Genomic DNA, 20,551 nt, shown 5'->3' with positions numbered 1-20,551 from the left:
GATAGCCACTTCCGGCTCGGGGTCGACAACGGGCATCGGCTCGGCTTCGGCAACAGGTTCAGACCCGGACTCGACGACCGACTCGAACTCGGGCTCGGGCTCGGGCTCGGGCTCAACAATTGGCTCCGACTCAGGGAGCGTCTCCGGTTCGGCGTTCCCGACGACAACCCGTTCGAATTCTGCGGCTGGCTCTGCAGCGGGCACCGGCTCAGCCTCGACGACGGGGTCGGTTTCACCGATCGCCTCAGCTTCAGCTTCAGCTTCAGCTTCAGCTTCGACCTCGGCATCGTCGTCGCCCGTCGGGGCTTCGACGAAGCGGGCTGCGGCGACAGCGGCGGGGATGACCGGCTTGGGCGGCGGACCCGGCTTCGGCGAGCTCGTGTCGGCCGCAGTTCGCGCAGCGAGCTCGGCAGCGACGACGTCTGCGGGGACAGGAGGGGGCGGCGGAACCGCGCCACCGGCGCTGGACACGGGCGCCTTGTCGCGGGGCGGTCGTGTCTTCGGAGGCGTCACCCCTCAAACCTACCAAGCCGACATCGCCGCCCCCTGGGTGCCCGTAACGTGAAGTGTTGTCACGAATGCACAACGTCGGACCTGGATACGGGGCCTTTTCAGGTGCCAGGGCTATCATTGACGAGGCACGAAGATGTGTCTTTCCGATGAACGGACATGGACCACATCGTCAGGAGCACCACGTGACCAAGATCGTCATTCTCGCAGCCGGTATGGGCTCGCGCCTTGGCCGCAGCCTGCCCAAACCGCTGACCACACTGAACGACGGCCGCAGCATCATGGGCCAGCAGCACGACAACATCCACGCGGCATTCGGTCCGAGTGCCCACATCACGACGGTCGTCGGCTACCGCGCCGAGACCATCGTCGAGGCGTTCCCCGACGTCGATTACGTCTACAACGACCGGTACGACCAGACCAACACGTCGAAGAGCCTGTTGCGCGCGCTGAAGGCCACCGGCAAGTCGGGCGTGCTGTGGATGAACGGCGACGTCGTCTTCGATCCTCGCGTGCTGGGCCGTGCCCTCGCCCTCATCGAAGCAGATCAGTCCTTCATCACCGTCAACACCTCGAAGGTGAGCGACGAAGAGGTGAAGTACACGGTGGATGCCGCGGGCGACATCGCAGAACTGTCCAAGACCGTCGTCGGCGGCCTCGGCGAAGCGGTCGGGATCAACTACATCTCTCGCGCAGACAAGCCCGCGCTCATCGCGCAGCTGAACAAGGTCGACAACCAGGACTACTTCGAGCGGGGCCTCGAACTCGCCGTTGCCGAGAACGGCGTCCAGCTTCGTCCCCTCGACATCTCCGACCTGTACGCCGTCGAGGTGGACTTCGCAGAAGACCTCGATCGGGCGAACCTCTACGTCTAAGCCACCACGGGCCGCGGTTATCCGCGGCCCGGAAACTTCCATGCCCAACGTCGCCCGCATCCACTCGCTGCCGGATGACGCTGCGTGGGTGGGTGGACTACCCCCTGTGGGTTCGCCCGAGCACCCGTGGCTCATCCGCGTCCTGGACCGCGTGCTCGCGGTGCAGCGGCCGGCGGTCCTCGCACATCTGCGGGCGATCCGGTCGCGGCATCCGGATGCCACTCCCGCCGACATCAGCCGGATCCTCGAGCGGCGCTATCTCGCCGCTGTCACCACGGGTGGCGCGGCTGTGGGTGCGACGGCGGTCGTCCCCGGGGTCGGTACCGCGGTGACTCTCGCGCTGAGCGGGGCCGAGACCGTCGGATTCCTCGAAGCGACCGCTCTGTTCACGCAATCGCTGGCGGAAGTGCACGGCATCCAAGTCAACGATCCAGACAGAGCTCGAGCCCTCGTCCTCACCCTGATGGTCGGTAAAGAGGGCGTGGACCTCGTCAGCCAATTCGCCGGGCAAATGCGCGGCGTCGGCCCGGCTCGCGACGCGTACTGGGGAGAACTCGTCACGAAGTCGCTCCCGCGCGCGATGGTGGGTCCTCTCATCGACCGCCTCAAGGGCGCTTTCGTCCGCCGCTTCGCGGCACAGGGCGGAGTGTCGCTCGTCGGGCGCGCTCTTCCGTTCGGGGTCGGCGCTGTCGTCGGCGGAAGCGGCAACCACATCCTCGGCCGCCGGGTGGTCGTCGGCGCACGACGGGCATTCGGGCCTCCGCCCGTCGGTTTCCCGACGGAGCTCGCCCTTCGCACGTCCGACCTCGAAAAGCGGTCGCAACGGAAACGCCGCCTCGGACGCCGCGCGCGCGGCATCGAGGCAGGTCACAGCGAGTAGCGTGGCCGGGTGCTCCCCGTTCTCGTCACCCTTCTGATCCTCAACGCCGTCTTCAATGCACTCGTCTGGCCGACGTTCTACCGCCGGGTGGCGCGGGATCCTCGCGCGCACAACGAGCAGGGCCGCCCGACGCGCTTCCTCGTCGTCCACACCGTCCTGATCGGCGTGGCACTCGCCCTCGCCGCGGCATCCCTCATCGCCGGAATCGTCGCAGCCACCGGCACCTGGAGCTGACGCGACGTCGTCCTGCACACGCCCCGGCCCGAGCGCAAGTGGTGGGGATGCCGAGTGAACACTGACTAGCGTTGTCGAGTGGTCACGACTCCCCCGAAGCAGCCGCCCGGCCGTATCCAGAGCCTCGACGGGCTCCGCGGAGTAGCCGCTCTCGTCGTGCTTCTGCATCACTGGCTGCTGATCGCCGAGCCGTTGCTGGAAGGCACGGTCAGTTGGGCCGTGATCTCGGAGTCACCCGTCAAACTCCTCACGGCGGGCAACGAAGCGGTCCTCGTCTTCTTCGTCCTGTCGGGACTCGTGGTCGTCCTCCCGGTCTTCCGAGAGAACTTCTCCTGGATGGGGTTTCTGTCAGCTCGCGTCGTCCGCTTGTACGGCCCCGTCATCGCCTCGCTCGCGCTCAGTGCGATTCTGATCCTGCTCGTCCCCCGCGACAGGTCGGCGATGCCGGCGGGCTCGTGGATGGCCGAGACCCACGCAGAGAGCGTGTCGGTGGGTTCGTTCTTCGCGCAAGCGTCGCTCGTTCCTCGGCAGTACCCCCTGAACAACCCGCTCTGGTCCTTGCACTGGGAGCTGCTGTACTCCATCGTCCTCCCGCTCGCGACGGCGCTCGCGCTGCTGGTGCGACGGCACGCGTTGGCGGCAGTGATCTTCTGCTGCGCGCTCAGCGTTGCGGGTCGCATCTTCGAGCAAAGTGAGCTGCTCTACTTCCCCGTGTTCATCGTCGGGACCATCATGGCTGCGCGGATGCCCGACCTCCTCGCCTGGGTCGAACGTCCCCGCCCCCGCTGGTTCATGCCGCTGTTCACGCTGGTGAGCGTCTGCATGCTCATCGCGAGCTGGCTCGCACGGCCGATCGTTCCGAGTGGCACCGACCTCAGCACTGTGCTCTGGGCGTTCGCGGCGCCGGGAGCCGCGGGGATCGTGCTCGTCGCGCTCGCCTGGGGACCGGCGATCCGTCTCTTCGAGACCCGGCCCATCCAGTGGCTCGGAAAGATCTCGTTCAGCCTCTACCTCGTCCACGTGCCGGTGCTCGCGACGCTCGCATTCGCTTTCGGCGCAGAGGCCTGGTTGCTCGTCGGCATCCTCGGCATCCCGATCAGCCTCCTCGTCGCCTGGGGGTTCTACGAGGCAGTCGAAGCTAGAATGCATAAAGCGGCACGACGTGTTCACCGAGCTGTTGCGGCGCGAGCGCGTCGACGGGCCGGTGAAGTCGCGCCCTGATCTGCCGTCGACGAGAGCACAGCCCCCTCCATGCGTTCGCCCCTTCCGCCCGCCGTCACCCGAGCCGTTCGCTGGGCCCTCACCCGGGCGAAGCGCATTCCGACCTCTGAGCAGATCGCGTGGGCACGATCGCTTCCGATCCGCTCCCGCACCGTGGTCTACGAGTCGTTCGCCGGCAACGGTGCCCTCTGCAATCCCGAGGCGATCTTCCGCGCCCTCCTCGACGACCCGGAGTTCGCCGATCTGACCCACGTCTGGGCGATGAGCGATGCGGATGCCACGGAAGCCGTCCGCGCCGAGTTCGCCGACCGGCGCAACGTCGTGGTCGTGAAGCGTGGCAGCGCGGCCTACTGGCGCGCGGTGTCGACGGCCGGATACCTGATCAACAACGCCACTTTCCCGCCCGCGTTCGGCAAGCGCTCCGGTCAGGTGTACCTGAACACCTGGCACGGCACGCCTCTCAAGCTCATGGGCTTCGACATGCCCGGCGGGGCACTGGAGTCCGCCAACACCCTTCGGAACCTCCTGAGCGCGGACTATCTGCTGGCCGCCAACCCGTTCATGGCGGAGACGATGTACGAGGATGCGTATCAACTGCGGAACGTGTACCGCGGCGCGATCATCGAGGAGGGGTACCCTCGCATCGATCGCCAGTGGATGACTGACGCGGAGCGTGCGGAGCGCATCACCGAGCTCGGTGCCCACCTCGGTACACCCCTGACGGGCAAGCGCATCGTCCTGTTCGCGCCGACGTGGCGTGGCACCTCGTTCCAGGCGCCCGACGCTGACCTCGCCCATCTCGTCGACCAGCTCGCCGCGCTTCAGCGACAGGTCGGCGAAGACACGGTGGTGCTCCTCAAGACCCATCAGGTCGTCCACCGGGCGGCCAGCGGCATCCCGGCACTGAAGCGTCTCCTCGTTCCCAACGCCACAGCGACGAACGTGCTTCTCGGGCTCGCGGACGCTCTCATCACCGACTACTCGTCGATCTTCTTCGACTACCTCGCCACCGGGCGTCCCATCGGGTTCCTGGTGCCCGACGGAGACTCGTACTCCGCCGAACGTGGCACCTACATGCCCCTCGACGAGCTCCCCGGTCCCGTTCACACCGATCCTGCAGAGCTCGGACGGGCACTCGCGGATCTGATGACGCCGGATGCCGCCCCACATTCGCGCTATGGGGAGTGGGTCGAGCGCTTCGTCCCGTTCGACGACGGTCAGGCTACTTCGCGGGTCATCGATGTCGTCTTCCGAGGACGCACGACCGACCGACGGGTTCGCTCGGCGCGACGCGACGACCGGACACGGCTGCTGTTCTACCTCGGCGGCATGCGCCTGAACGGGATCACGACGGCAGCGGTGAACCTGCTGAACTCGCTCGACACCGACCGCTACGACGTCACCGCGTTGATGTCCTTCCCGCGGGGTGCGACGACCCGTCACAACCAATCACGGCTCGATCCGACCATCCGGCAGGTGTTCCGCATCGGCGGCATGAACGGGTTGAAGGCTCGTCAGGCGCTCCGCCGCGTGGCCGATGTGAGCACCGATCCGCTCCGCGCGCACCGCCGACTCGGCCACCGCACCCTGTGGAAGGACGAGTGGACCCGCATCTTCGGGACGGCAAAGTTCGACTGGGTCGCGGACTTCAGCGGCTACAGCCCGTTCTGGGCGCACTTGCTCCTCCACTCGCCCCGCGCGACGCGCGTGATCTGGCTGCACAACGAGATGGCCGCTGACCGCGCGCGCACCGTGAACGGCAAGCAGGCGTTCCGACGTTCGCTCGGTCGCGTATTCGCGATGTACCGTGCCTACGACCAGCTCGTGTCCGTCTCGCCCTCCCTCACCGATCTCAACCGCGTGGAACTCGCCGAGTACGCCCCCGCTGACCGGTTCGTCACGCTCCGGAACCTTCCCGATGCCGTCTCGGCCGCGCCGGTGGACGAACGCGAAGAGGAGAACGAGTCCACCGACGAGGACGCCGCCCGCAGCCAGACGATCGCCGCTGCCCTCGACGCCCCCGGCTTGCGCCGATTCATCACCGTCGGACGCTTGTCGACGGAGAAGAATCACGCTCGCCTGATCCGTGCCTTCGCCCGGGTCGCGGTGACGGAGCCCGACACGCAGTTGTTCATCGTGGGAGGCGGCCCACTGCAGGCCGCGCTCGAGCAGCAGGTGCGCGAAGCGGGGCTGACGGGGCGGGTCTTCCTCACCGGACCGCTCCGCGATCCGGTGTCGATCATGCGACGCTGCGACTGTTTCGTGCTCTCCAGCGATTACGAGGGCCAACCGATGGTGCTGATCGAAGCGGCGCAGCTCGAACTACCGATCGTGTCGACAGCATTCGCCTCCGCTCGCGGCGCGCTTCCCGGCGACGACATGCACATCGTCGCGCGCAACGACGAAGCACTGGCCGAAGGGATGGGCGCGTTCCTCGGGGGACGTGTCGCCCCCGCGTCTCTCGACGTCGAGGCATACACGGCCGAAGTCCTGACGCAGTTCGACGCCCTCGTTCCGACCCTTTCGCAGACCACCGCCCGCCGAGCCCCTGGCGCGCGGTGAGCGTCGACGCGCCGGTGCCGGCGCACGGCGCGGGGGTCACGTTCGTGATGCCCGTGCTGAACGAGCGCGACTACCTCGAACGCGCGGTCCAGACGGTGCTGCAGCAGGATGTCGACGGCCCCGCTGAGCTCGTCCTCGCGTTGGGCCCTTCGAGCGACGGGACGACCGAGCTCGCTCGACGACTCGCCGACGACGACCCTCGCATCCGCCTCGTCGACAATCCGCAGGCGGACATCCCGGTGGCGTTGAACTTGGCGATCCGGAGCGCCCGGCATCCGACGATCGTCCGTGTCGACGCCCACTCCGAACTCGCCCCCGGCTACACCCGTCAGGCGATCGCCACCCTCGACCGCGTGCGGGCCGCCAACGTCGGCGGCGTCATGCGGGCGGACGGCCAGACGCCCTTCCAGCGAGCGGTCGCGATCGCGTACAACTCCCCCGTCGGCCTCGGCGGCGGTGCGTACCACGGCGGCGCCCCCGAGGGACCGGCCGAGTCCGCCTACCTGGGGGTGATGCGTCGGGAGGTTCTCGAAGAGGTCGGCCTGTTCGACGAGACCATCCGTCGTGGCGAGGATTGGGAGTTGAACCTCCGCATCCGGCAGGCCGGATACCGCGTCTGGTTCGATCCGCGCCTCGCGGTCACCTACTGGCCGCGGGAGAGCTGGAGGCGACTGGCCCGCCAGTTCTTCGCCACCGGAACGTGGCGCGGCGAGCTGGTCCGGCGGTTCGGTCGTCAGAATTCACTCCGCTTCTTCGCGCCTCCCGCCCTGGTACTGGCGGTGATCGCGAGCGTCGTCCTCGGCGGGGTGCAGCTCACGGGACTGGTCAGCGGCATCGTCTCCGCCGTCCTGTCGCTCGCGCACCTTCCCCTCGCGCTCTACGTGATCTGCGTTCTCGGGTTCAGCGCGACCGCGGGCCGCTCCCTTCGCGAACGCGGGTGGCTCGTCGTCGTCCTCCCCACGATGCACCTGGCGTGGGGAGTGGGCTTCCTCCGCGGGCTGCTCCGTGGCGCGAAAGACACCGTCGACACCTCTCGGCTGGATCGCAACACCCCGTTGCCGTGAGGACCACGAACGGGATGCCGCTGCGCTAATCTCGCGCGATCATTCCCTGATCGAGCAGTCTGGCGACGACGCGCTCCGCAGCGTGGCCGTCGTCGCGCGCATTGAAGCGAGCCACCCATGAGGCGTATCGCTCGGCGTGACGAGCAGGTGTCTCAGGATCGACGAGGGCCGCGGTGAGCTGCTCCTGCGTCGAGGTGATCGGGCCCGGGGCCCGGGTAGCCACGTCGAAGTAGAAGCCGCGCAACTTGCCGCGATAGTGGTCGAGATCGGGAGCGAAGAAGTACACCGGCTTGCCCGTCGCGGTGAAGTCGAACATGACCGAGGAGTAGTCCGTGATGAGAGCGTCCGCCGCCAACTGCAGCGCGGAGATGTCGGGATACCCCGTGACGTCGATGACGCGCGAGCCGGTCGTGTCGGCACCGGGCAGGAGCGTGCGGGAATGGCCTCGCACGAGCAGGACCGCACCGGTGTCCGCAGCCAGCCGCTCGAGATCGAGGAAGTCCACCATCTGTTCGCGGTCGTCACGCCAGGTCGGCGCGTAGAGCAGGACTCGCTCATCCGACCCCAGGCGGAGGTCACGACGGATCGCCTCCCGGTCGCCTGACGCCAGGACGTCGTTGCGCGGGTACCCCTCGACCCACACCGGCTTCTTCCCGAAGGCGTAGGCCTTGGAGAGGATGCGGGCGGCGTAGGGGTTTTGCGCGAGGAGCACATCCCACCGCCGACTTTCACGCACGACGGCCAGCGCTCGACGCGGGTCGAACCCGGGGCGGTCGAGCGCGAGTCGCTTCAGCGGAGTGCCGTGCCACGTTTGGAGGATGCGCTGACCCGGGCGTCGGACGAACGGGTGACGGAGCCAGTCGTTGATCACGAGCAGACGCGAGACGCCGCGCGCGCGCCACCACTGCGATGAGCCCTCGACGACCGCGATGGCACCGTCCGGCACGTCCACCGAGCGGTCGATGACGCTCCAGTATCGCGTGGCCCCGGGCGCCACACGCGCGATCTCCGCGTCGATCGCCCGCGGGTTGCAGCTGGCGTTCCGCCCGTAGAAGCTCTCGAAGAAGACGGCGTTCTCGAGCTCGTCCGCCTCTTCGGCGTACGCCCGCCGAAGGGCGTCCTGTCCGGCTGGCGTCGCCTCGACGTCGGACAGCGGGGCCCCGACGACGACCCGGCTGTCCGCGACCTCGACCGCGAGAGACTCGCCGAGCGCGCGCGGCAGCGCGGTGATCTCTCCCGCCTCGAGCTTGCGTCCATCGACCTCCACGCGGTAGTCACCGCTCGGCACGGCGAGCACCGGACCACCCCAGCGGGAGACCCGGAGCGGGAGGGCGGCTCGCCACCCGGCATCCGTTGCCGCGAGGGAAGCCTCGGATCGCGCCCGGGCGCCGACGACGCGAACCGTCTCAGGCGGGGTCCCCGTTCCGTCGAGGACGAGCTCATCGTGCGGTCCCAGGGTCGCGCGGATCATTGTCTTCCCCTCGTCGATCGGGAGGCGTCGAGCCCGCGGCGGATCGCGCGGTACACCCGTTCGGCGTTGCGTCCGTCACGGAACGCATGGACCCGACGGCTCAGCTCCTTCGCGCGCTCCACACGACGCGCGTACTCGGACTCAGCGCCGAGTACCTGGTCGAGCTGCTGCATCACACCGCGCCAATCGCGGGCCACGTCGAGACCGGCGACGTCGCGGTACCGCCCGTAGAAGCCGCGTTCCGCCGTGTACTTCTCCTCGTCCGGGGCGAAGTACACCACGGGCAACGGGATGAGGGCGGTGTCGAAGACGAGGGACGAATAGTCCGTCACGAGGACCTCGAAGGCCGGGAGAACCGGGGTGACGTCGGGAAGCAGGTCCGCTCCCAGCAGGCGGATGCGATCGTCACCCGACGGCGGCACGTAGTCCCCGGCTCCCAGCGGGTGCGAACGGATGACGAGGACCGCACCCGCCTCCTCGAGCCCGACACGGATGGCGGTCCACTCCGCTGCCGTCGGCACGGCAGGGTCGCGGTCGCCGTCACGCCAGGTCGGCGCGTACAGGACGAGTCGCGCCCCCGCAACGGATCCCACGAGGGATTCCACGACGGCACGGGCCTCGGATTCCGTCGGCCCCGCCGACAGGACGTCGACCCGAGGTTCGCCCGTCACCACGATCCGATCGTGGCCGAGACCGAACGCCGATTCGAGCCGGCCCCGAACGAGGTGGGAAGCCGCGGGCAGAAGGCGGATGCGGCGCTGCGTACGTGCATAGGCGTATGCGAGAAGGCGCGCGAGACCGGGCAGCGGAAGGGGGGCTCTCGCCGTGACGGGAGAATCGAGCCCGAGCCGCTTGAGGGGGATGCCGTGCCACAGCTGCACGAGGAACGCGCCGGACGTCGCGTAGCGGTTGACGTCGCCGGCCCCGTGCGTGATGACCACGACTCGTGCTCGAGCAGTGAGCCAGAAGCCGCGCAGACTGCGCTTCGGGGCGGACCGGATGCCGGCGGATCGGGCCGCATCTGCATCCCTCTGCGAGCCGGTCAGCCACACAGCGCGTTCACCGTGCGCGACCGCCACGTGCCAGAGCGCCCAGGCGCCCTCGCCGACTCCGACCGCAGAGCCGAAGACCCACAGATCCTTCGACCGCGGGACGAGGCGGGTGGCGACGAGACCCAGCACATGGAGAGGGAGCCTCACGACCTGCGCGCCGTTGCCCGACGAGAACGAGAACGACCCCATCCCGCGAGCCTATCGCGGGGTGGGGTCGTGGCTCGGAGCGTCCGGCGGAGCGGTCAGTCGGTGAGCTCCCCGAGCGTGACGTCGGCGGTCTGCGTCTTGCCGTCGCGGACGTAGGAGACGCTCGCGTCAGCCCCGCCGGCCAGCGCGCGGACCTGCGCCGTGAGGTCGGTGGCGTCACGCACCGGCACGCCGTTGAACTCGGTCACGATGTCGCCGGCCTTGAGACCAGCGGCCGCCGCAGCTCCCCCGCGGGTGACCTCGCTGATCAGCGCTCCGGCAACGGTGCTGTCCTTCGCGTCGGCGGAGTTGCCGACCATGGCACCCAGCAGGCCGTGGCTTGCAGACCCGTTCTTGATCAGATCGTCGGCCACGCGCTTGACGACGTTCGACGGGATCGAGAATCCGACGCCGATCGAACCGGCCTCGCTCGAGGAGGAGGACCCGCCGCCAGCGGTCGCAATGGCGACGTTGATTCCGATGAGGTTGCCCTCGTCGTCGACGAGCGCGCCACCGGAGTTACCGGGGTTGATGGCGGCATCCGTCTGGATGACGGCGATCGAGATCGTTCCCGCGGAGTTATTGCCCTGCTGCTGGCCCTGGCCGAAGTCGAACTGGAAGGGCGACTGACCGTTCTGGCCTTGCTCCTGCTCCTGCTCGCCGGAGTCCGGGACCGCCGAGGAAGCGATCTGGATGGAACGGTTGAGCGCGCTGACGATACCCGTGGTCACGGTGTTCGACAGCCCGAGGGGGGCACCGACGGCGACCGTCGTGTCGCCGACGTTGAGCGTGCTGGAATCGGCGAAGTCGATCGGTGTGAGCCCGCTGGCATCGGTCAGTTTGATGACGGCGAGATCGTAGATCGGGTCGGTGCCGACGACCTTCGCGTCGAAGACGCGTCCGTCCGATGTCGTGACGCGGAGGGCGACGTTCGAGCTGGCGCCGTCGAGGGTGACGACGTGGGTGTTCGTGACGACGTAACCGTCCTGGCTGAGGACGACGCCGGAACCCGTGCCACCGCCGGTGGACGAGGTCGCGCTGATTGTCACGACGCTCGGCAGGGTCTTGGCCGCGATGCCGGTGGTCTGGTTGACCTGATCCGGGTCGTTGACCGTGACCTGCGTCGGACCGCTCGAGACGGCTGCGGAGCTGCTCGGCTGGAACACGTCGTTGCCGATCGCCGCACCGCCGAGACCCGAGACCGCGCCGACGATGGCGGCGGCGACGAGAACGGCGACGATCTTGCCCGACCCGACCTTGGCTTCGTGCGTCCGGCCGTGGCCGGCGTCGCCGGAAGGACCGGCGGGCTGTGACGAGAATGCGGCGCCGGGGGCGTGCTGGCCGTGCGGCTGGGGTGCCTGCGCATACCAGCCCTGAGCGGACGGCTGCGCGGCAGCGACGCCGGCGTGGCCGGTGGCGCCGGAGTCCGGCAGCGGCGGACGCGGAGGCGTGTTCGCGTCAGACGCGTTCGGGTCTGGGATGTTCGATTCGCTCATGGGACTGCTCCTTTTCCGAGGCGTCTTCAGAGTGCTCCCGGAGTCTGTGGACCAGCTATGCCGACCCTCCGATCACCCTATGGGAGTGGATGACTCTCCGGGCCGTCCCGACGCAGACCGGCGATACGCTGAGCGCGTGCTGCATATCTCCGGCGCCTGGCAACGCGCCGCCCGCGGAGCGGGCCTCCTCTCCCCCGACGGCGCGCTCGCGCCCACGATCTTCGCCGAGATCACGGCGGCCGCGGTCCGTCACGACGCCGTGAACCTCGGACAGGGATTCCCCGACGAGGACGGGCCCATCGAGGTCCTCGACGCCGCGACCGAGGCGATCCGCTCCGGCGTGAACCAATACCCGCCGGGACGAGGGATGCCGGTGCTGCGAGACGCCATCGCCGACCACCAGCATCGCTTCTACGGCATCGACCTCGATCCGGAGCGCGAGATCCTCGTGACCGCAGGGGCGACCGAAGCCCTGACCGCGGCTCTGCTCGCTCTCCTCGACGGCCCTGAGGACGAGGTCGTGGTGTTCGAGCCGTACTACGACTCCTATGCCGCGGCGATCGCCCTCGCCGGCGCCCGACTGGTCCCGGTTCCTCTGCGCTGGCCTGCACTCGAGCCCGATCTCGACGACCTGCGCGCCGCCGTCTCCGACCGCACCCGGATCATCCTGGTGAACGATCCGCACAATCCCACCGGCACGATGTTCACCGCCGACGTCCGGCAGGAGATCGTGCTCCTGGCTGAGCGACACGACGCGCTCATCGTCACAGACGAGGTGTACGAGCACCTGGTGATGGGCGCGGCGCACACGCCGATCTCCACTCTGCCGGGTGCCGCCGGAAGGACCCTGACGATCTCCTCCGGGGGCAAGACGTTCCGCACGACGGGATGGAAGGTCGGCTGGGTCAGCGGCCCCGCCGACCTCGTCGACGCCGTCCTGGCGGTCAAGCAGTACCTGACCTACGTCAACGGTGCGCCGTTCCAACCGGCCATCGCCGTCGGGCTGGGTCTTCCCGACACGTATTTCGACGACCTCGCGGCGACCCAGCGGGAGCGCCGCGACCTCCTCGGCGCCGGGCTCACCGCCGCCGGCTTCGATGTGAGCATCCCGGCCGGGTCGTACTTCACGGTGGCGGATGTGCGCCCGATGATGGCGCCGGGCGAGGACGCGTCGGACTTCTGCCGAGCACTGCCCGAACGAGTCGGGGTGGCTGCGATCCCACTGACCGCCTTCGTGACGGCGGAGCACCGCGCGCAGTACTCGTCGCTCGTGCGATTCGCCGCGTGCAAGCGCACGGACGTCATCGCGGAGGCCGCGCGGCGCCTCGCGGCATCCGCTCTCTGAACGTGGCGTCCGCGACCCTCAGTCCCGCGGGGTGACGGAGTACCGCCGGAGCGCGAGCGCGGGGTTCACCCGCCGGACGCGGTCGACGATCGCCGGATCGACGAAGGCCACGGCGACGTCGGTGGAGGTTCCGATGGAGACGACGGGGACGCCCTGAGGATCGACGACGACGGAGTGCCCCACGCCGAGCGGCGGCGGGTGATCCGCCCCGGCGACGTAGAGCGTGTTCTCGATGGCACGGGCGTGCAGGAGGGTCCGCCAGTGGTCTTCCTTGAGCGGGCCGCGCACCCACTCCGCCGCGACGAGGATGACGTGGGCGCCCGTGTCGGCGAGGACGCGCGACACCTCGGGGAATCGCAGGTCGTAACAGGTCATCAGAGCGAAGCGGATTCCCTCGAGCTCGAAGGTCTGGGGCGCTTCCAGGGCTCCGGGTTCCACCCAATCCGACTCACGCTGCCCGAACGCGTCGTACAGGTGGAGCTTGCGATAGCGCGCGACGACGCCCCCGGCATCCACGGCCACGACGGTGTTCCGGACGTGTCCCTTGGTGTCGGCTCGTTCCACGAGCCCGGCGACGATGTGCACGTCGTGCTCGGACGCCAGGGCGGTGAGGGCGGTCACGAACGGGCCGTCGAGGTCCTGCGCGTGCTCCGCCAGCGATGCGTCGAAAGGGTCCACGAAATAGCTCGAGTACTCGGGGAACAGCACGACCTTCGCGCCCCGCGACCGGGCACGAGCGACGAGGGTCGCGATCACCTCGAGATTGGCGGATTCGTCGGCGGCGGGCGCGAACTGCGCCACCGCGACGCCGATGGTTGCCCCGGTCATGAGGTCCTTTCCGAACGACGGAGGGCGAGGAGGGGAACGACGACCCACAGCGCCGTGATGACGAGTGCGAGGCAGAGACCCGACACCCAGGATGCCGCACCTCCCACGACAACGTCGAACACGAACGAGACGACGCCCACGAGCAGAGCGGAGACCAGCACGAGCGCCGCCATCATGCACAGGTGTCCGAACCGCACGGTCGCAGGCTTGGCGCGGCGGGCGAACAGGATGCGGTGCACAGAGACCGGAGCGAGCGCCACCACCGCGCTGAGAGCGGAAAGCGACACGAGGACGAGGTAGCCGACTCGCTGCGACGGCCCAAGGCCCGCGAAGGAGGGCTGGAAGGCCAGGGCGAGCAAGAAGCCGGTCAGGATCTGCGTCCCCGTCTGCAGCACTCGCAGTTCCTGCAGAACCTCGTTCCAGTTGCGATCGGCACGCTCGTCGCGGGTCTCCGAACGCCCGTCGATCTGCGCGTCTGCGGTGGCATCGGTGTCGCTCGGAAGCATGGTTACATCCTGCCGGTCGCACCCCGAACCGGCACCGATTCGCGTACCCCGAAAACGCGTGCTAGTGTTTTCTCTTGTGCCGCGGGGTGGAGCAGTTCGGTAGCTCGCTGGGCTCATAACCCAGAGGTCGCAGGTTCAAATCCTGTCCCCGCAACGAAAAAGAAGAAGGCGTTCCCTCTCCGGAGGGGACGCCTTCTTCGTGATCGGGGTCACCCTTCCGGCAGCATGGCTCGCTCCATGTCGGCGAGGAAGCGCATGATCGTGCGCAGTTCCTCATCCGAGTAGGCCGCTGCCGCATCGCGCATTCTGCGCAACCGTTCTCCGAAGTGACGGCGAAACGTCGAGCGCGCCTCTTCCGTCAGCATGACGATCCGCGCCCGGCGATCGTGCGGGTGGGGTTTGCGCGTGAGGTATCCCGCCACGGTCAACCGGTCGAGCAGCTTCGTCGTCGAGGCAGTGGAGATCGCGAGATGGGTCGCCAGGTCGTGGGGCTTGACGACCTCGCCCTGCTGCTCCCGGATGATGAGCATGCGGAGCGCGCCGAGGTCCGTCGTGTTCATGTCCATGTCACCGCGCATACCCGCGTACATTCGATCCAAGGAGTCCGAAAAAGCGCGGACAGCCTCCAGTGCACTCATCACGACGACGTCGCGTTCTGTGCTCGGAATCCATGGCTTCGCCACTATTGGACACCTCCTCAGTCGGTAGGTAACATGACGATTGATTGCTAGATAATCTAGCAAAGTGCGGAGGAAACGTGTCAGAGGTCGAGTACGTCGTTCTGCTGGACGATGACGGACGCGAAATCGGCACGGCTCCGAAGGCAAGTGTCCACGGTATCGACACGGAGCTTCATCTCGCATTCTCCTGCCACGTCTACAACGACCGTGGGCAGATCCTGGTGACACGCCGCGCCCTGAGCAAAGCAGCGTGGCCGGGCGTGTGGACCAACTCGTTCTGCGGGCACCCCGCCCCCGGGGAGTCGATGCTCGACGCCGTCCGCCGACGTGCCGCGCACGAGGTGGGGCTCACGGTCCGCGACATCACCCCCGCCCTGCCGCAGTTCCGCTACCGAGCGGTCGACGCATCGGGAATCGTCGAGAACGAGATCTGCCCCGTCCACGTCGCCTACACCGACGATGAGCCGCAGCTGAACCCGGATGAGGTCGCCGAGGCGCGCTGGGTCGACGCCGCCGACCTCGCCGCCGCCATCCGCGCGACGCCGTGGGCCTTCAGCCCCTGGCTCGTGCTGCAGGCTCAGCAGCTCGACCTCGTCGCGCCCGAAACCCGCCGGAGAGCCTCGTGATCGCCCTGTCCGCGGTCGCTCGCCACGAGATCGACGACGCACTGAACGTCGCACTCGATCGCCTGCGCATCCGCTCGGCCGCGCTCGGCGAGGCTTCCGCCGCGCTCGGTGAGGCCACGGTGGCATCGGCCACGGGCGGCAAGCGACTCCGGCCGGCTCTCGTCGTCGCCGCTTTCGAGGCCTTCGGTGGCGATATCGGCCGCTCCCCCGGTCTCTGGCGCGTGGCCGCCGCGTTCGAACTCCTCCACGCGGCGTTCGTGGTGCACGACGACTTGATCGACGGCGACATCGAGCGTCGCGGCATCCCGAATGTCGTCGGACGTTTCCGCGAACGAGCCCTCGCGCGCGGTGGGGATGCCGCCGACGCGAACCTGCTCGGCGCGGCCGCGGCCGTGCTGGCCGGCGATCTTCTGCTCTTCGAGGCGACGCGCCTGATCGCCACGGCACCCGTGACCGCCTCGCAGCGGGCGGCCCTGTTCGTCCTCCTGGACGATGCTGTGCTCGTGTCCGCCGCCGGGGAGCTCGCCGATGTGGAGCAGACGATCGGTGCTGACCTACCCCCGACGGATTCACTCATCCGCACGGCGCGGGACAAGACGGCGTTCTACTCCTTCCAGGCGCCGCTCGCGGCAGGAGCGCTTCTCGCCGGAGCGAGTGACGACGAACGCGCCGCCCTCGAATCGGCGGGCTCCGCCATCGGGGTGGCCTTCCAGCTCGCAGACGACCTGATCGGCACGTTCGGCTCCCGGGCCGAGGCCGGACGCGAACCGGGCGCCGACCTCCGCGCATCCAAGCGGACGCCGCTCATCGCGATGGCCGCCGAGACCGAGTACTGGCCCCGGATCGCCTCGGCACTCGCCATGGCGCCGACGGGACCGATCGCGATCGCGCACGCGCAGCGGGAACTCGCCGCCAGCGGGGCTCGCGAGCGCGCGGTCGAGATGATCACGGACACGCTTCGCTCCGCCCGCGGGCACGCCGCGGACGCCGCTCTTCCCCGCGATGCGGTCGTCCTGCTCGCCACGCTCGCATCCGCGGTGGAGGATCGCATCCCCCGATGACCGACACGCTCTACGACGAGACCGCCGCTGCCGCCGCGGCATCCGTCATCCGCGCCTACTCGACGTCCTTCGGGCTCGCCACGAATCTGCTTGGATCCCGCGTACGGAGGCATGTCCGAAACGTCTACGCCCTGGTCCGCGTGGCCGATGAGATCGTCGACGGTGCGGCTGAAGCCGCCGGCGTCCCGCTGGATGAACAGCGCAGCGTCCTCGACGCCCTGGAGACGGAGACGTACGCCGCGATCGAGCGGGGCTTCAGCGCGAACCTCATCGTCCACGCCTTCGCGCGGACGGCCCGCGAGTGCGGCATCGGGCGTGTCCACATCGAGCCGTTCTTCGACTCCATGAGAACCGACCTCGACACGGCGGAACATGACGACGCCTCGCACGACGACTATGTCTACGGGTCGGCCGAGGTCGTCGGCCTCATGTGCTTGCAGGTCTTCGTGAACGCGGGCGCACCGTCGCCGCGTGACCCCGCCCCCGCGCTCGTGTCGGGCGCGCGGCGCCTGGGCGCTGCGTTCCAGGACATCAACTTCCTCCGCGACCACGCCGACGATTCCGGGCGACTGGGCCGCGACTACCTCGGTGTCGGTGCCGCCGACACGCGACGCGAGGAAGTCCTCGCCCGCATCGATGCCGATCTGGATGCCGCAGCCGCCACCATCCCGCTCCTCCCCGCGGACTGCCGCGTCGCGGTCGCGACCGCTCACGGCCTCTTCGCGTCGCTGGCCGCCAAGCTCCATCACACCGAGGACCTCACCACCCGGGTCCGCGTCCCGAACCCGATGAAGGCCGCCATCGCCGTCCGCGCCGCCGTGGCGCATCGCGCTCCCTTCTCCCCCCGACGAACCCCACCCTCCCGGAGGCCCCCCGCATGACCCGCCGCATCGCCATCATCGGAGGCGGCATCACCGGTCTCGCCACCGCCGCCCTCCTCGCCGATCGAGGCGACGAGGTCACCGTCTTCGAGGCGCTCGACGACGTCGGCGGACGAGCGGGCACCTGGGAGAAGGACGGATTCCGTTTCGACACGGGCCCCAGCTGGTACCTCATGCCCGAGGTCTTCGATCACTTCTTCGCCCTGCTCGGCACCACGGCCGCCGAGCAGCTCGACCTCGTTCGACTGGATCCCGCCTACCGCGTGTACCACGAGGGCGAGAGCGAGCCCTTCGATGTCGTCTCGGGACGGGATGCCGCCGTCGCGGCGTTCGAGGCGCGCGAAGCCGGTGCCGGTGCGAAGCTGGCCACCTACCTCGACTCGGCCGGCGAGATCTACGACCTGGCCGTCTCTCGCTTCCTCTACGACCCGTACGTCTCGCTGAAAGGCCTCGCGCACCCCGACGTCCTCGGCAAGCTGGGAACTCTCCTGCCGCTGCTGCTCCGCCCGCTTTCCACACATGTCGAGAAGCGCTTCTCGGACCCCGTCCTGCAGCAGGTCCTCGGCTACCCGGCGGTCTTCCTCGGCGGCTCGCCCTACGACTCCCCGAGCCTGTACCACCTCATGAGCCACCTCGACCTCGACGACGGCGTTCTGTATCCGCGCGGGGGGTTCGTGCAGATCATCCGCGCGATCGCGCGCCTCGCCGAGGAACGCGGCGCCGAGATCCGCACGAGCAGCCCCGTCGAGCGGATCATCACCGTCGGGGGCACGGCCACCGGCATCCGTTTGGCCGACGGCACCCGGATCGAGGCCGACCACGTCATCTCGACGGCCGACATGCACCACACCGAGACCGTGCTGCTCGAGCCGGAGCTGCGCTCGCGCGCGGACGCCTGGTGGGACAAGCGCGTGCCGTCGTTCGGTGCGCTGCTCATCCTCCTCGGCGTGGAAGGGGAACTGCCGGAACTCGAGCACCACACCCTGCTCTTCACCAAGGACTGGAAGGCAAACTTCGAGGCCATCTTCGGGGAGGACGGCGCGGGCACCCTGCCCGACCCCGCCTCGCTCTACGTGTGCCGCCCCAGCGCCACCGATGACGACGTCGCGCCCGCCGGCCACGAGAACCTGTTCGTGCTCGTCCCGATGCCGGCCGACCCGGAACTCGGGCGTGGTGGCGTGGACGGAGCCGGCGACGCGGCGATCGAGGCAGCCGCCGACGCGGTCATCGCGCAGATCGCCTCCTGGACCGGCGTCGCCGACCTGGCCGATCGCGTGCGAGTTCGACGGACCATCTCCCCCGGTGACTTTGCTCAGGACTTCGGCTCGTTCCGCGGCGGCGCTCTCGGCCTCGCGCACACCCTCGGACAATCCGCGATGTTCCGTCCGGGGCTCCGCTCCAAGGTCGACAACCTGCTCTACGCCGGACAGACCGTGCTCCCCGGCGTAGGCCTGCCCATGTGTCTGATCTCGGCCGAGCTCGTGGTGAAACTCCTCGACGGCGACATCTCGACCGGACGGTTGCCCGCGCCCCTCGCGTCGGAGCACTGACGGAGGTGCCGGGGCTCTACCTGGGCGCCCTCCTTGTCTCGGTTCTGGGCGTCATCCTGATCGATGTGCGTCATCGACTCGCCCTCGCCGTCGCGCCCGGACGCGCCCTGTTGCTCATCGCATCCGGAACGGCGTTCCTCCTCGTCTGGGATCTCGTGGGGATCGCGACGGGCGTCTTCGTCCGCGGTGACAGCCCGCTGCTGCTGGGGATCGATCTGGCACCGCACCTGCCCCTCGAAGAGCCCGTCTTCCTCGCCTTCCTCTGCCACCTCACGCTCGTCGTCCACGCGATCGTCGTGCGCCTGCGGAAGCGTCGGAGCCGGCGGCAGGAGGCAGCATGACCTATCCGCTGATCCTCATCCCGTTCGTCCTCGTCACCGTCATCGTGACCGTCCTGGCGACGCGCCGACCGCGTGCCCGCGAGCGGCTCGTGGCGTCGCTGTGGACCACCGTGGTCCTCGTCGTCCTGACGGCCGTCTTCGACAATGCGATGATCGCCGCCGACCTCTTCACCTACCCTGCCGAGCACATCAGCGGAATCCGGATCGGCCTCGCGCCGATCGAAGACTTCGCCTACCCGGTCTGCATCGCCTTCCTGCTGCCGTCGATCGCGGCGCTCCTGCCGGAACGGAGGGATGCCCGGTGATGCCCCTTCGCTTCGCCCGCCAGCTCTTCGTGTCGTCGCGCCCGGTGAGCTGGATCAACACCGCCTACCCGTTCGCGGCGGCCTACCTGATGAGCACCCGCGAGATAGACCTCATGCTCGTTCTCGGCACGCTGTTCTTCCTCGTCCCGTACAACGTCGCGATGTATGGGATCAACGACGTCTTCGACTACGAGTCGGATCTCCGGAACCCCCGAAAGGGCGGCGCACACGGCGCGATCCTCGACAAGAGTCTGCACGCGCCGACGCTGTGGGCGTCCGGTCTGCTGTGCGCGCCGTTCGTCGTCTATCTCGTCGTCGCCGGTCCGCCCGCATCTTGGCTCGTCCTGGCCTTCAGCCTGTTCGCCGTCGTCTTTTACAGCGCGCCGCCACTGAGGTTCAAGGAGCGTCCGTTCGCCGACTCGGTGACGAGCAGCATCCATTTCTTTTCCCCCGCGGTGTACGCACTCGTCCTCACGGGCGCGACATGGACGCCGCAGCTCGTGCTGATCATCGTGGCGTTCGCGCTCTGGGGAATTGCCTCGCACGCCTTCGGTGCCGTGCAGGACGTCGTGGCGGATCGCGAGGCGGGTATCTCCTCCATCGCCACCGCACGCGGGGCCGCGTGGACCGTCCGCTTCTCGCTCGTCGCCTACGCGGCATCCGGCGTGGCGATGCTCGCCACCACGTGGCCGGGGCCCCTCGCCGCGATCGTCGCGCTGCCCTACCTCGCGACGGTCTGGCCGTACCGTTCGGTCGATGACGCGGATGCCGCCACCGCCACCCGAGGATGGGACCGGTTCCTCTGGCTCAACCAGTTCGCCGGCTTCGTGGTCACGCTGCTGCTGATCTGGTGGGGGCTGTTCCTGTCGTGAACGGC

Annotated in this window: 20 protein-coding genes, 1 tRNA gene and 1 pseudogene; 15 read left to right on the top strand and 7 right to left on the bottom strand. The window is 68.7% G+C overall.

The genetic code is table 11. The features are described 5' to 3' along the window. Positions 1-513: pseudogene (locus MO1_RS11040) on the bottom strand (hypothetical protein); the annotation flags it as partial. Between the two features lie 182 nt (positions 514-695). Between MO1_RS11040 and MO1_RS11035 the strand changes: the two are divergent. From MO1_RS11035 to MO1_RS11010, 6 genes are all read left to right on the top strand, one after another. Further along, on the top strand, positions 696-1,385 hold the full coding sequence (locus tag MO1_RS11035; protein WP_076707710.1) for a phosphocholine cytidylyltransferase family protein: 690 nt from the start codon (positions 696-698) through the stop codon (positions 1,383-1,385). Between the two features lie 40 nt (positions 1,386-1,425). Next, a complete protein-coding gene (locus MO1_RS11030) occupies positions 1,426-2,265 on the top strand; it encodes a hypothetical protein (protein ID WP_060916049.1) in 840 nt (279 codons plus the stop codon). A 9-nt stretch (positions 2,266-2,274) separates the two neighbouring features. After that, positions 2,275-2,499 (top strand): SCO4848 family membrane protein, encoded by a 225-nt coding sequence (locus MO1_RS11025; RefSeq protein ID WP_036309381.1) that lies wholly within the window; start codon positions 2,275-2,277, stop codon positions 2,497-2,499. Between the two features lie 78 nt (positions 2,500-2,577). Further along, complete coding sequence (locus MO1_RS11020) at positions 2,578-3,720, top strand: acyltransferase family protein (RefSeq protein WP_036309383.1); 1,143 nt, start codon at positions 2,578-2,580, stop codon at positions 3,718-3,720. A gap of 30 nt (positions 3,721-3,750) precedes the next feature. After that, complete coding sequence (locus MO1_RS11015) at positions 3,751-6,282, top strand: glycosyltransferase (RefSeq protein WP_060916048.1); 2,532 nt, start codon at positions 3,751-3,753, stop codon at positions 6,280-6,282. Further along, positions 6,279-7,346, top strand: a complete 1,068-nt coding sequence (locus tag MO1_RS11010; protein WP_060916047.1) for a glycosyltransferase family 2 protein — start codon at positions 6,279-6,281, stop codon at positions 7,344-7,346. Before MO1_RS11015 ends, MO1_RS11010 begins: the two co-directional genes overlap by 4 nt. A 25-nt stretch (positions 7,347-7,371) precedes the next feature. Here MO1_RS11010 and MO1_RS11005 read toward each other — a convergent pair whose 3' ends face one another. Genes MO1_RS11005 through MO1_RS10995 form a run of 3 tightly spaced genes read right to left on the bottom strand, consistent with a single transcriptional unit; the run spans position 7,372 to position 11,551 of the window. Beyond that, complete coding sequence (locus MO1_RS11005; RefSeq protein ID WP_060916046.1) at positions 7,372-8,817, bottom strand: CDP-glycerol glycerophosphotransferase family protein; 1,446 nt, start codon at positions 8,815-8,817, stop codon at positions 7,372-7,374. Beyond that, positions 8,814-10,058, bottom strand: a complete 1,245-nt coding sequence (locus MO1_RS11000) for a CDP-glycerol glycerophosphotransferase family protein (RefSeq protein ID WP_060916045.1) — start codon at positions 10,056-10,058, stop codon at positions 8,814-8,816. The genes MO1_RS11005 and MO1_RS11000 overlap by 4 nt, the downstream gene beginning before the upstream one ends. A 53-nt stretch (positions 10,059-10,111) precedes the next feature. Further along, the gene (locus tag MO1_RS10995; protein ID WP_036309392.1) at positions 10,112-11,551 is read right to left on the bottom strand and encodes a S1C family serine protease; all 1,440 of its coding nucleotides are present in this window, start codon (positions 11,549-11,551) and stop codon (positions 10,112-10,114) included. Between the two features lie 136 nt (positions 11,552-11,687). Between MO1_RS10995 and MO1_RS10990 the strand changes: the two genes are divergently transcribed. After that, on the top strand, positions 11,688-12,896 hold the full coding sequence (locus MO1_RS10990; protein WP_060916056.1) for an aminotransferase class I/II-fold pyridoxal phosphate-dependent enzyme: 1,209 nt from the start codon (positions 11,688-11,690) through the stop codon (positions 12,894-12,896). An 18-nt stretch (positions 12,897-12,914) separates the two neighbouring features. On the opposite strand, the gene MO1_RS10985 is transcribed toward MO1_RS10990, so the two are convergent. Beyond that, entirely contained in the window at positions 12,915-13,724 is an 810-nt protein-coding gene (locus MO1_RS10985) for a carbon-nitrogen hydrolase family protein (protein WP_060916044.1), read from the bottom strand. Beyond that, entirely contained in the window at positions 13,721-14,230 is a 510-nt protein-coding gene (locus MO1_RS10980) for a DUF6328 family protein (RefSeq protein ID WP_036309395.1), read from the bottom strand. Before MO1_RS10980 ends, MO1_RS10985 begins: the two co-directional genes overlap by 4 nt. An 80-nt stretch (positions 14,231-14,310) precedes the next feature. On the opposite strand from MO1_RS10980, the gene MO1_RS10975 reads away from it, so the two are divergent. After that, a tRNA-Met gene (locus MO1_RS10975) sits at positions 14,311-14,384 on the top strand. A gap of 55 nt (positions 14,385-14,439) precedes the next feature. Here MO1_RS10975 and MO1_RS10970 read toward each other — a convergent pair. Beyond that, positions 14,440-14,796 (bottom strand): MarR family winged helix-turn-helix transcriptional regulator, encoded by a 357-nt coding sequence (locus MO1_RS10970; protein WP_306307182.1) that lies wholly within the window; start codon positions 14,794-14,796, stop codon positions 14,440-14,442. Between the two features lie 191 nt (positions 14,797-14,987). Between MO1_RS10970 and idi the strand changes: the two genes are divergently transcribed. From idi to MO1_RS10935, 7 genes are read left to right on the top strand one after another with little or no spacing between them, the layout of a single operon-like run. Next, positions 14,988-15,536 (top strand): isopentenyl-diphosphate Delta-isomerase, encoded by a 549-nt coding sequence (idi, locus tag MO1_RS10965; RefSeq protein WP_036309397.1) that lies wholly within the window; start codon positions 14,988-14,990, stop codon positions 15,534-15,536. Next, positions 15,533-16,597, top strand: coding sequence for a polyprenyl synthetase family protein (locus MO1_RS10960; RefSeq protein ID WP_036309399.1), 1,065 nt, complete (start codon positions 15,533-15,535; stop codon positions 16,595-16,597). The genes idi and MO1_RS10960 overlap by 4 nt, the downstream gene beginning before the upstream one ends. After that, entirely contained in the window at positions 16,594-17,478 is an 885-nt protein-coding gene (locus tag MO1_RS10955; RefSeq protein WP_060916043.1) for a phytoene/squalene synthase family protein, read from the top strand. Before MO1_RS10960 ends, MO1_RS10955 begins: the two co-directional genes overlap by 4 nt. Then, on the top strand, positions 17,475-19,028 hold the full coding sequence (gene crtI / locus MO1_RS10950) for a phytoene desaturase family protein (protein ID WP_060916042.1): 1,554 nt from the start codon (positions 17,475-17,477) through the stop codon (positions 19,026-19,028). Before MO1_RS10955 ends, crtI begins: the two co-directional genes overlap by 4 nt. A gap of 5 nt (positions 19,029-19,033) precedes the next feature. Continuing rightward, positions 19,034-19,369: a lycopene cyclase domain-containing protein gene (locus tag MO1_RS10945; protein ID WP_060916041.1), complete on the top strand. Its 336-nt coding sequence runs from the start codon at positions 19,034-19,036 to the stop codon at positions 19,367-19,369. Beyond that, entirely contained in the window at positions 19,366-19,674 is a 309-nt protein-coding gene (locus tag MO1_RS10940; RefSeq protein ID WP_060916040.1) for a lycopene cyclase domain-containing protein, read from the top strand. Before MO1_RS10945 ends, MO1_RS10940 begins: the two co-directional genes overlap by 4 nt. Next, on the top strand, positions 19,674-20,546 hold the full coding sequence (locus tag MO1_RS10935; RefSeq protein ID WP_174520582.1) for a prenyltransferase: 873 nt from the start codon (positions 19,674-19,676) through the stop codon (positions 20,544-20,546). Before MO1_RS10940 ends, MO1_RS10935 begins: the two co-directional genes overlap by 1 nt. Positions 20,547-20,551 lie beyond the last annotated feature (5 nt).

Origin of the sequence: Microbacterium oleivorans NBRC 103075 (genome assembly GCF_001552475.1) — a bacterium.
Taxonomy (GTDB): Bacteria; Actinomycetota; Actinomycetes; order Actinomycetales; family Microbacteriaceae; genus Microbacterium; species Microbacterium oleivorans.
The sequence above is the reverse complement of the archived record's forward strand: the minus strand, read 5'-3'. Positions and strand labels throughout refer to the sequence as shown.

Excerpts from the sequence above, each read along its gene's own strand:
- MO1_RS10995 (WP_036309392.1), bottom strand. The coding sequence starts at position 11,551 with ATGAGCGAATCGAACATCCCAGACCCGAACGCGTCTGACGCGAACACG.
- MO1_RS11015 (WP_060916048.1), top strand. The coding sequence starts at position 3,751 with ATGCGTTCGCCCCTTCCGCCCGCCGTCACCCGAGCCGTTCGCTGGGCC.
- MO1_RS10980 (WP_036309395.1), bottom strand. The coding sequence starts at position 14,230 with ATGCTTCCGAGCGACACCGATGCCACCGCAGACGCGCAGATCGACGGG.
- MO1_RS11030 (WP_060916049.1), top strand. The coding sequence starts at position 1,426 with ATGCCCAACGTCGCCCGCATCCACTCGCTGCCGGATGACGCTGCGTGG.
- MO1_RS10970 (WP_306307182.1), bottom strand. The coding sequence starts at position 14,796 with ATGGACATGAACACGACGGACCTCGGCGCGCTCCGCATGCTCATCATC.
- MO1_RS10955 (WP_060916043.1), top strand. The coding sequence starts at position 16,594 with ATGACCGACACGCTCTACGACGAGACCGCCGCTGCCGCCGCGGCATCC.
- MO1_RS10935 (WP_174520582.1), top strand. The coding sequence starts at position 19,674 with ATGCCCCTTCGCTTCGCCCGCCAGCTCTTCGTGTCGTCGCGCCCGGTG.
- MO1_RS11000 (WP_060916045.1), bottom strand. The coding sequence starts at position 10,058 with ATGGGGTCGTTCTCGTTCTCGTCGGGCAACGGCGCGCAGGTCGTGAGG.
- MO1_RS10940 (WP_060916040.1), top strand. The coding sequence starts at position 19,366 with ATGACCTATCCGCTGATCCTCATCCCGTTCGTCCTCGTCACCGTCATC.
- MO1_RS11005 (WP_060916046.1), bottom strand. The coding sequence starts at position 8,817 with ATGATCCGCGCGACCCTGGGACCGCACGATGAGCTCGTCCTCGACGGA.
- MO1_RS10985 (WP_060916044.1), bottom strand. The coding sequence starts at position 13,724 with ATGACCGGGGCAACCATCGGCGTCGCGGTGGCGCAGTTCGCGCCCGCC.
- crtI (WP_060916042.1), top strand. The coding sequence starts at position 17,475 with ATGACCCGCCGCATCGCCATCATCGGAGGCGGCATCACCGGTCTCGCC.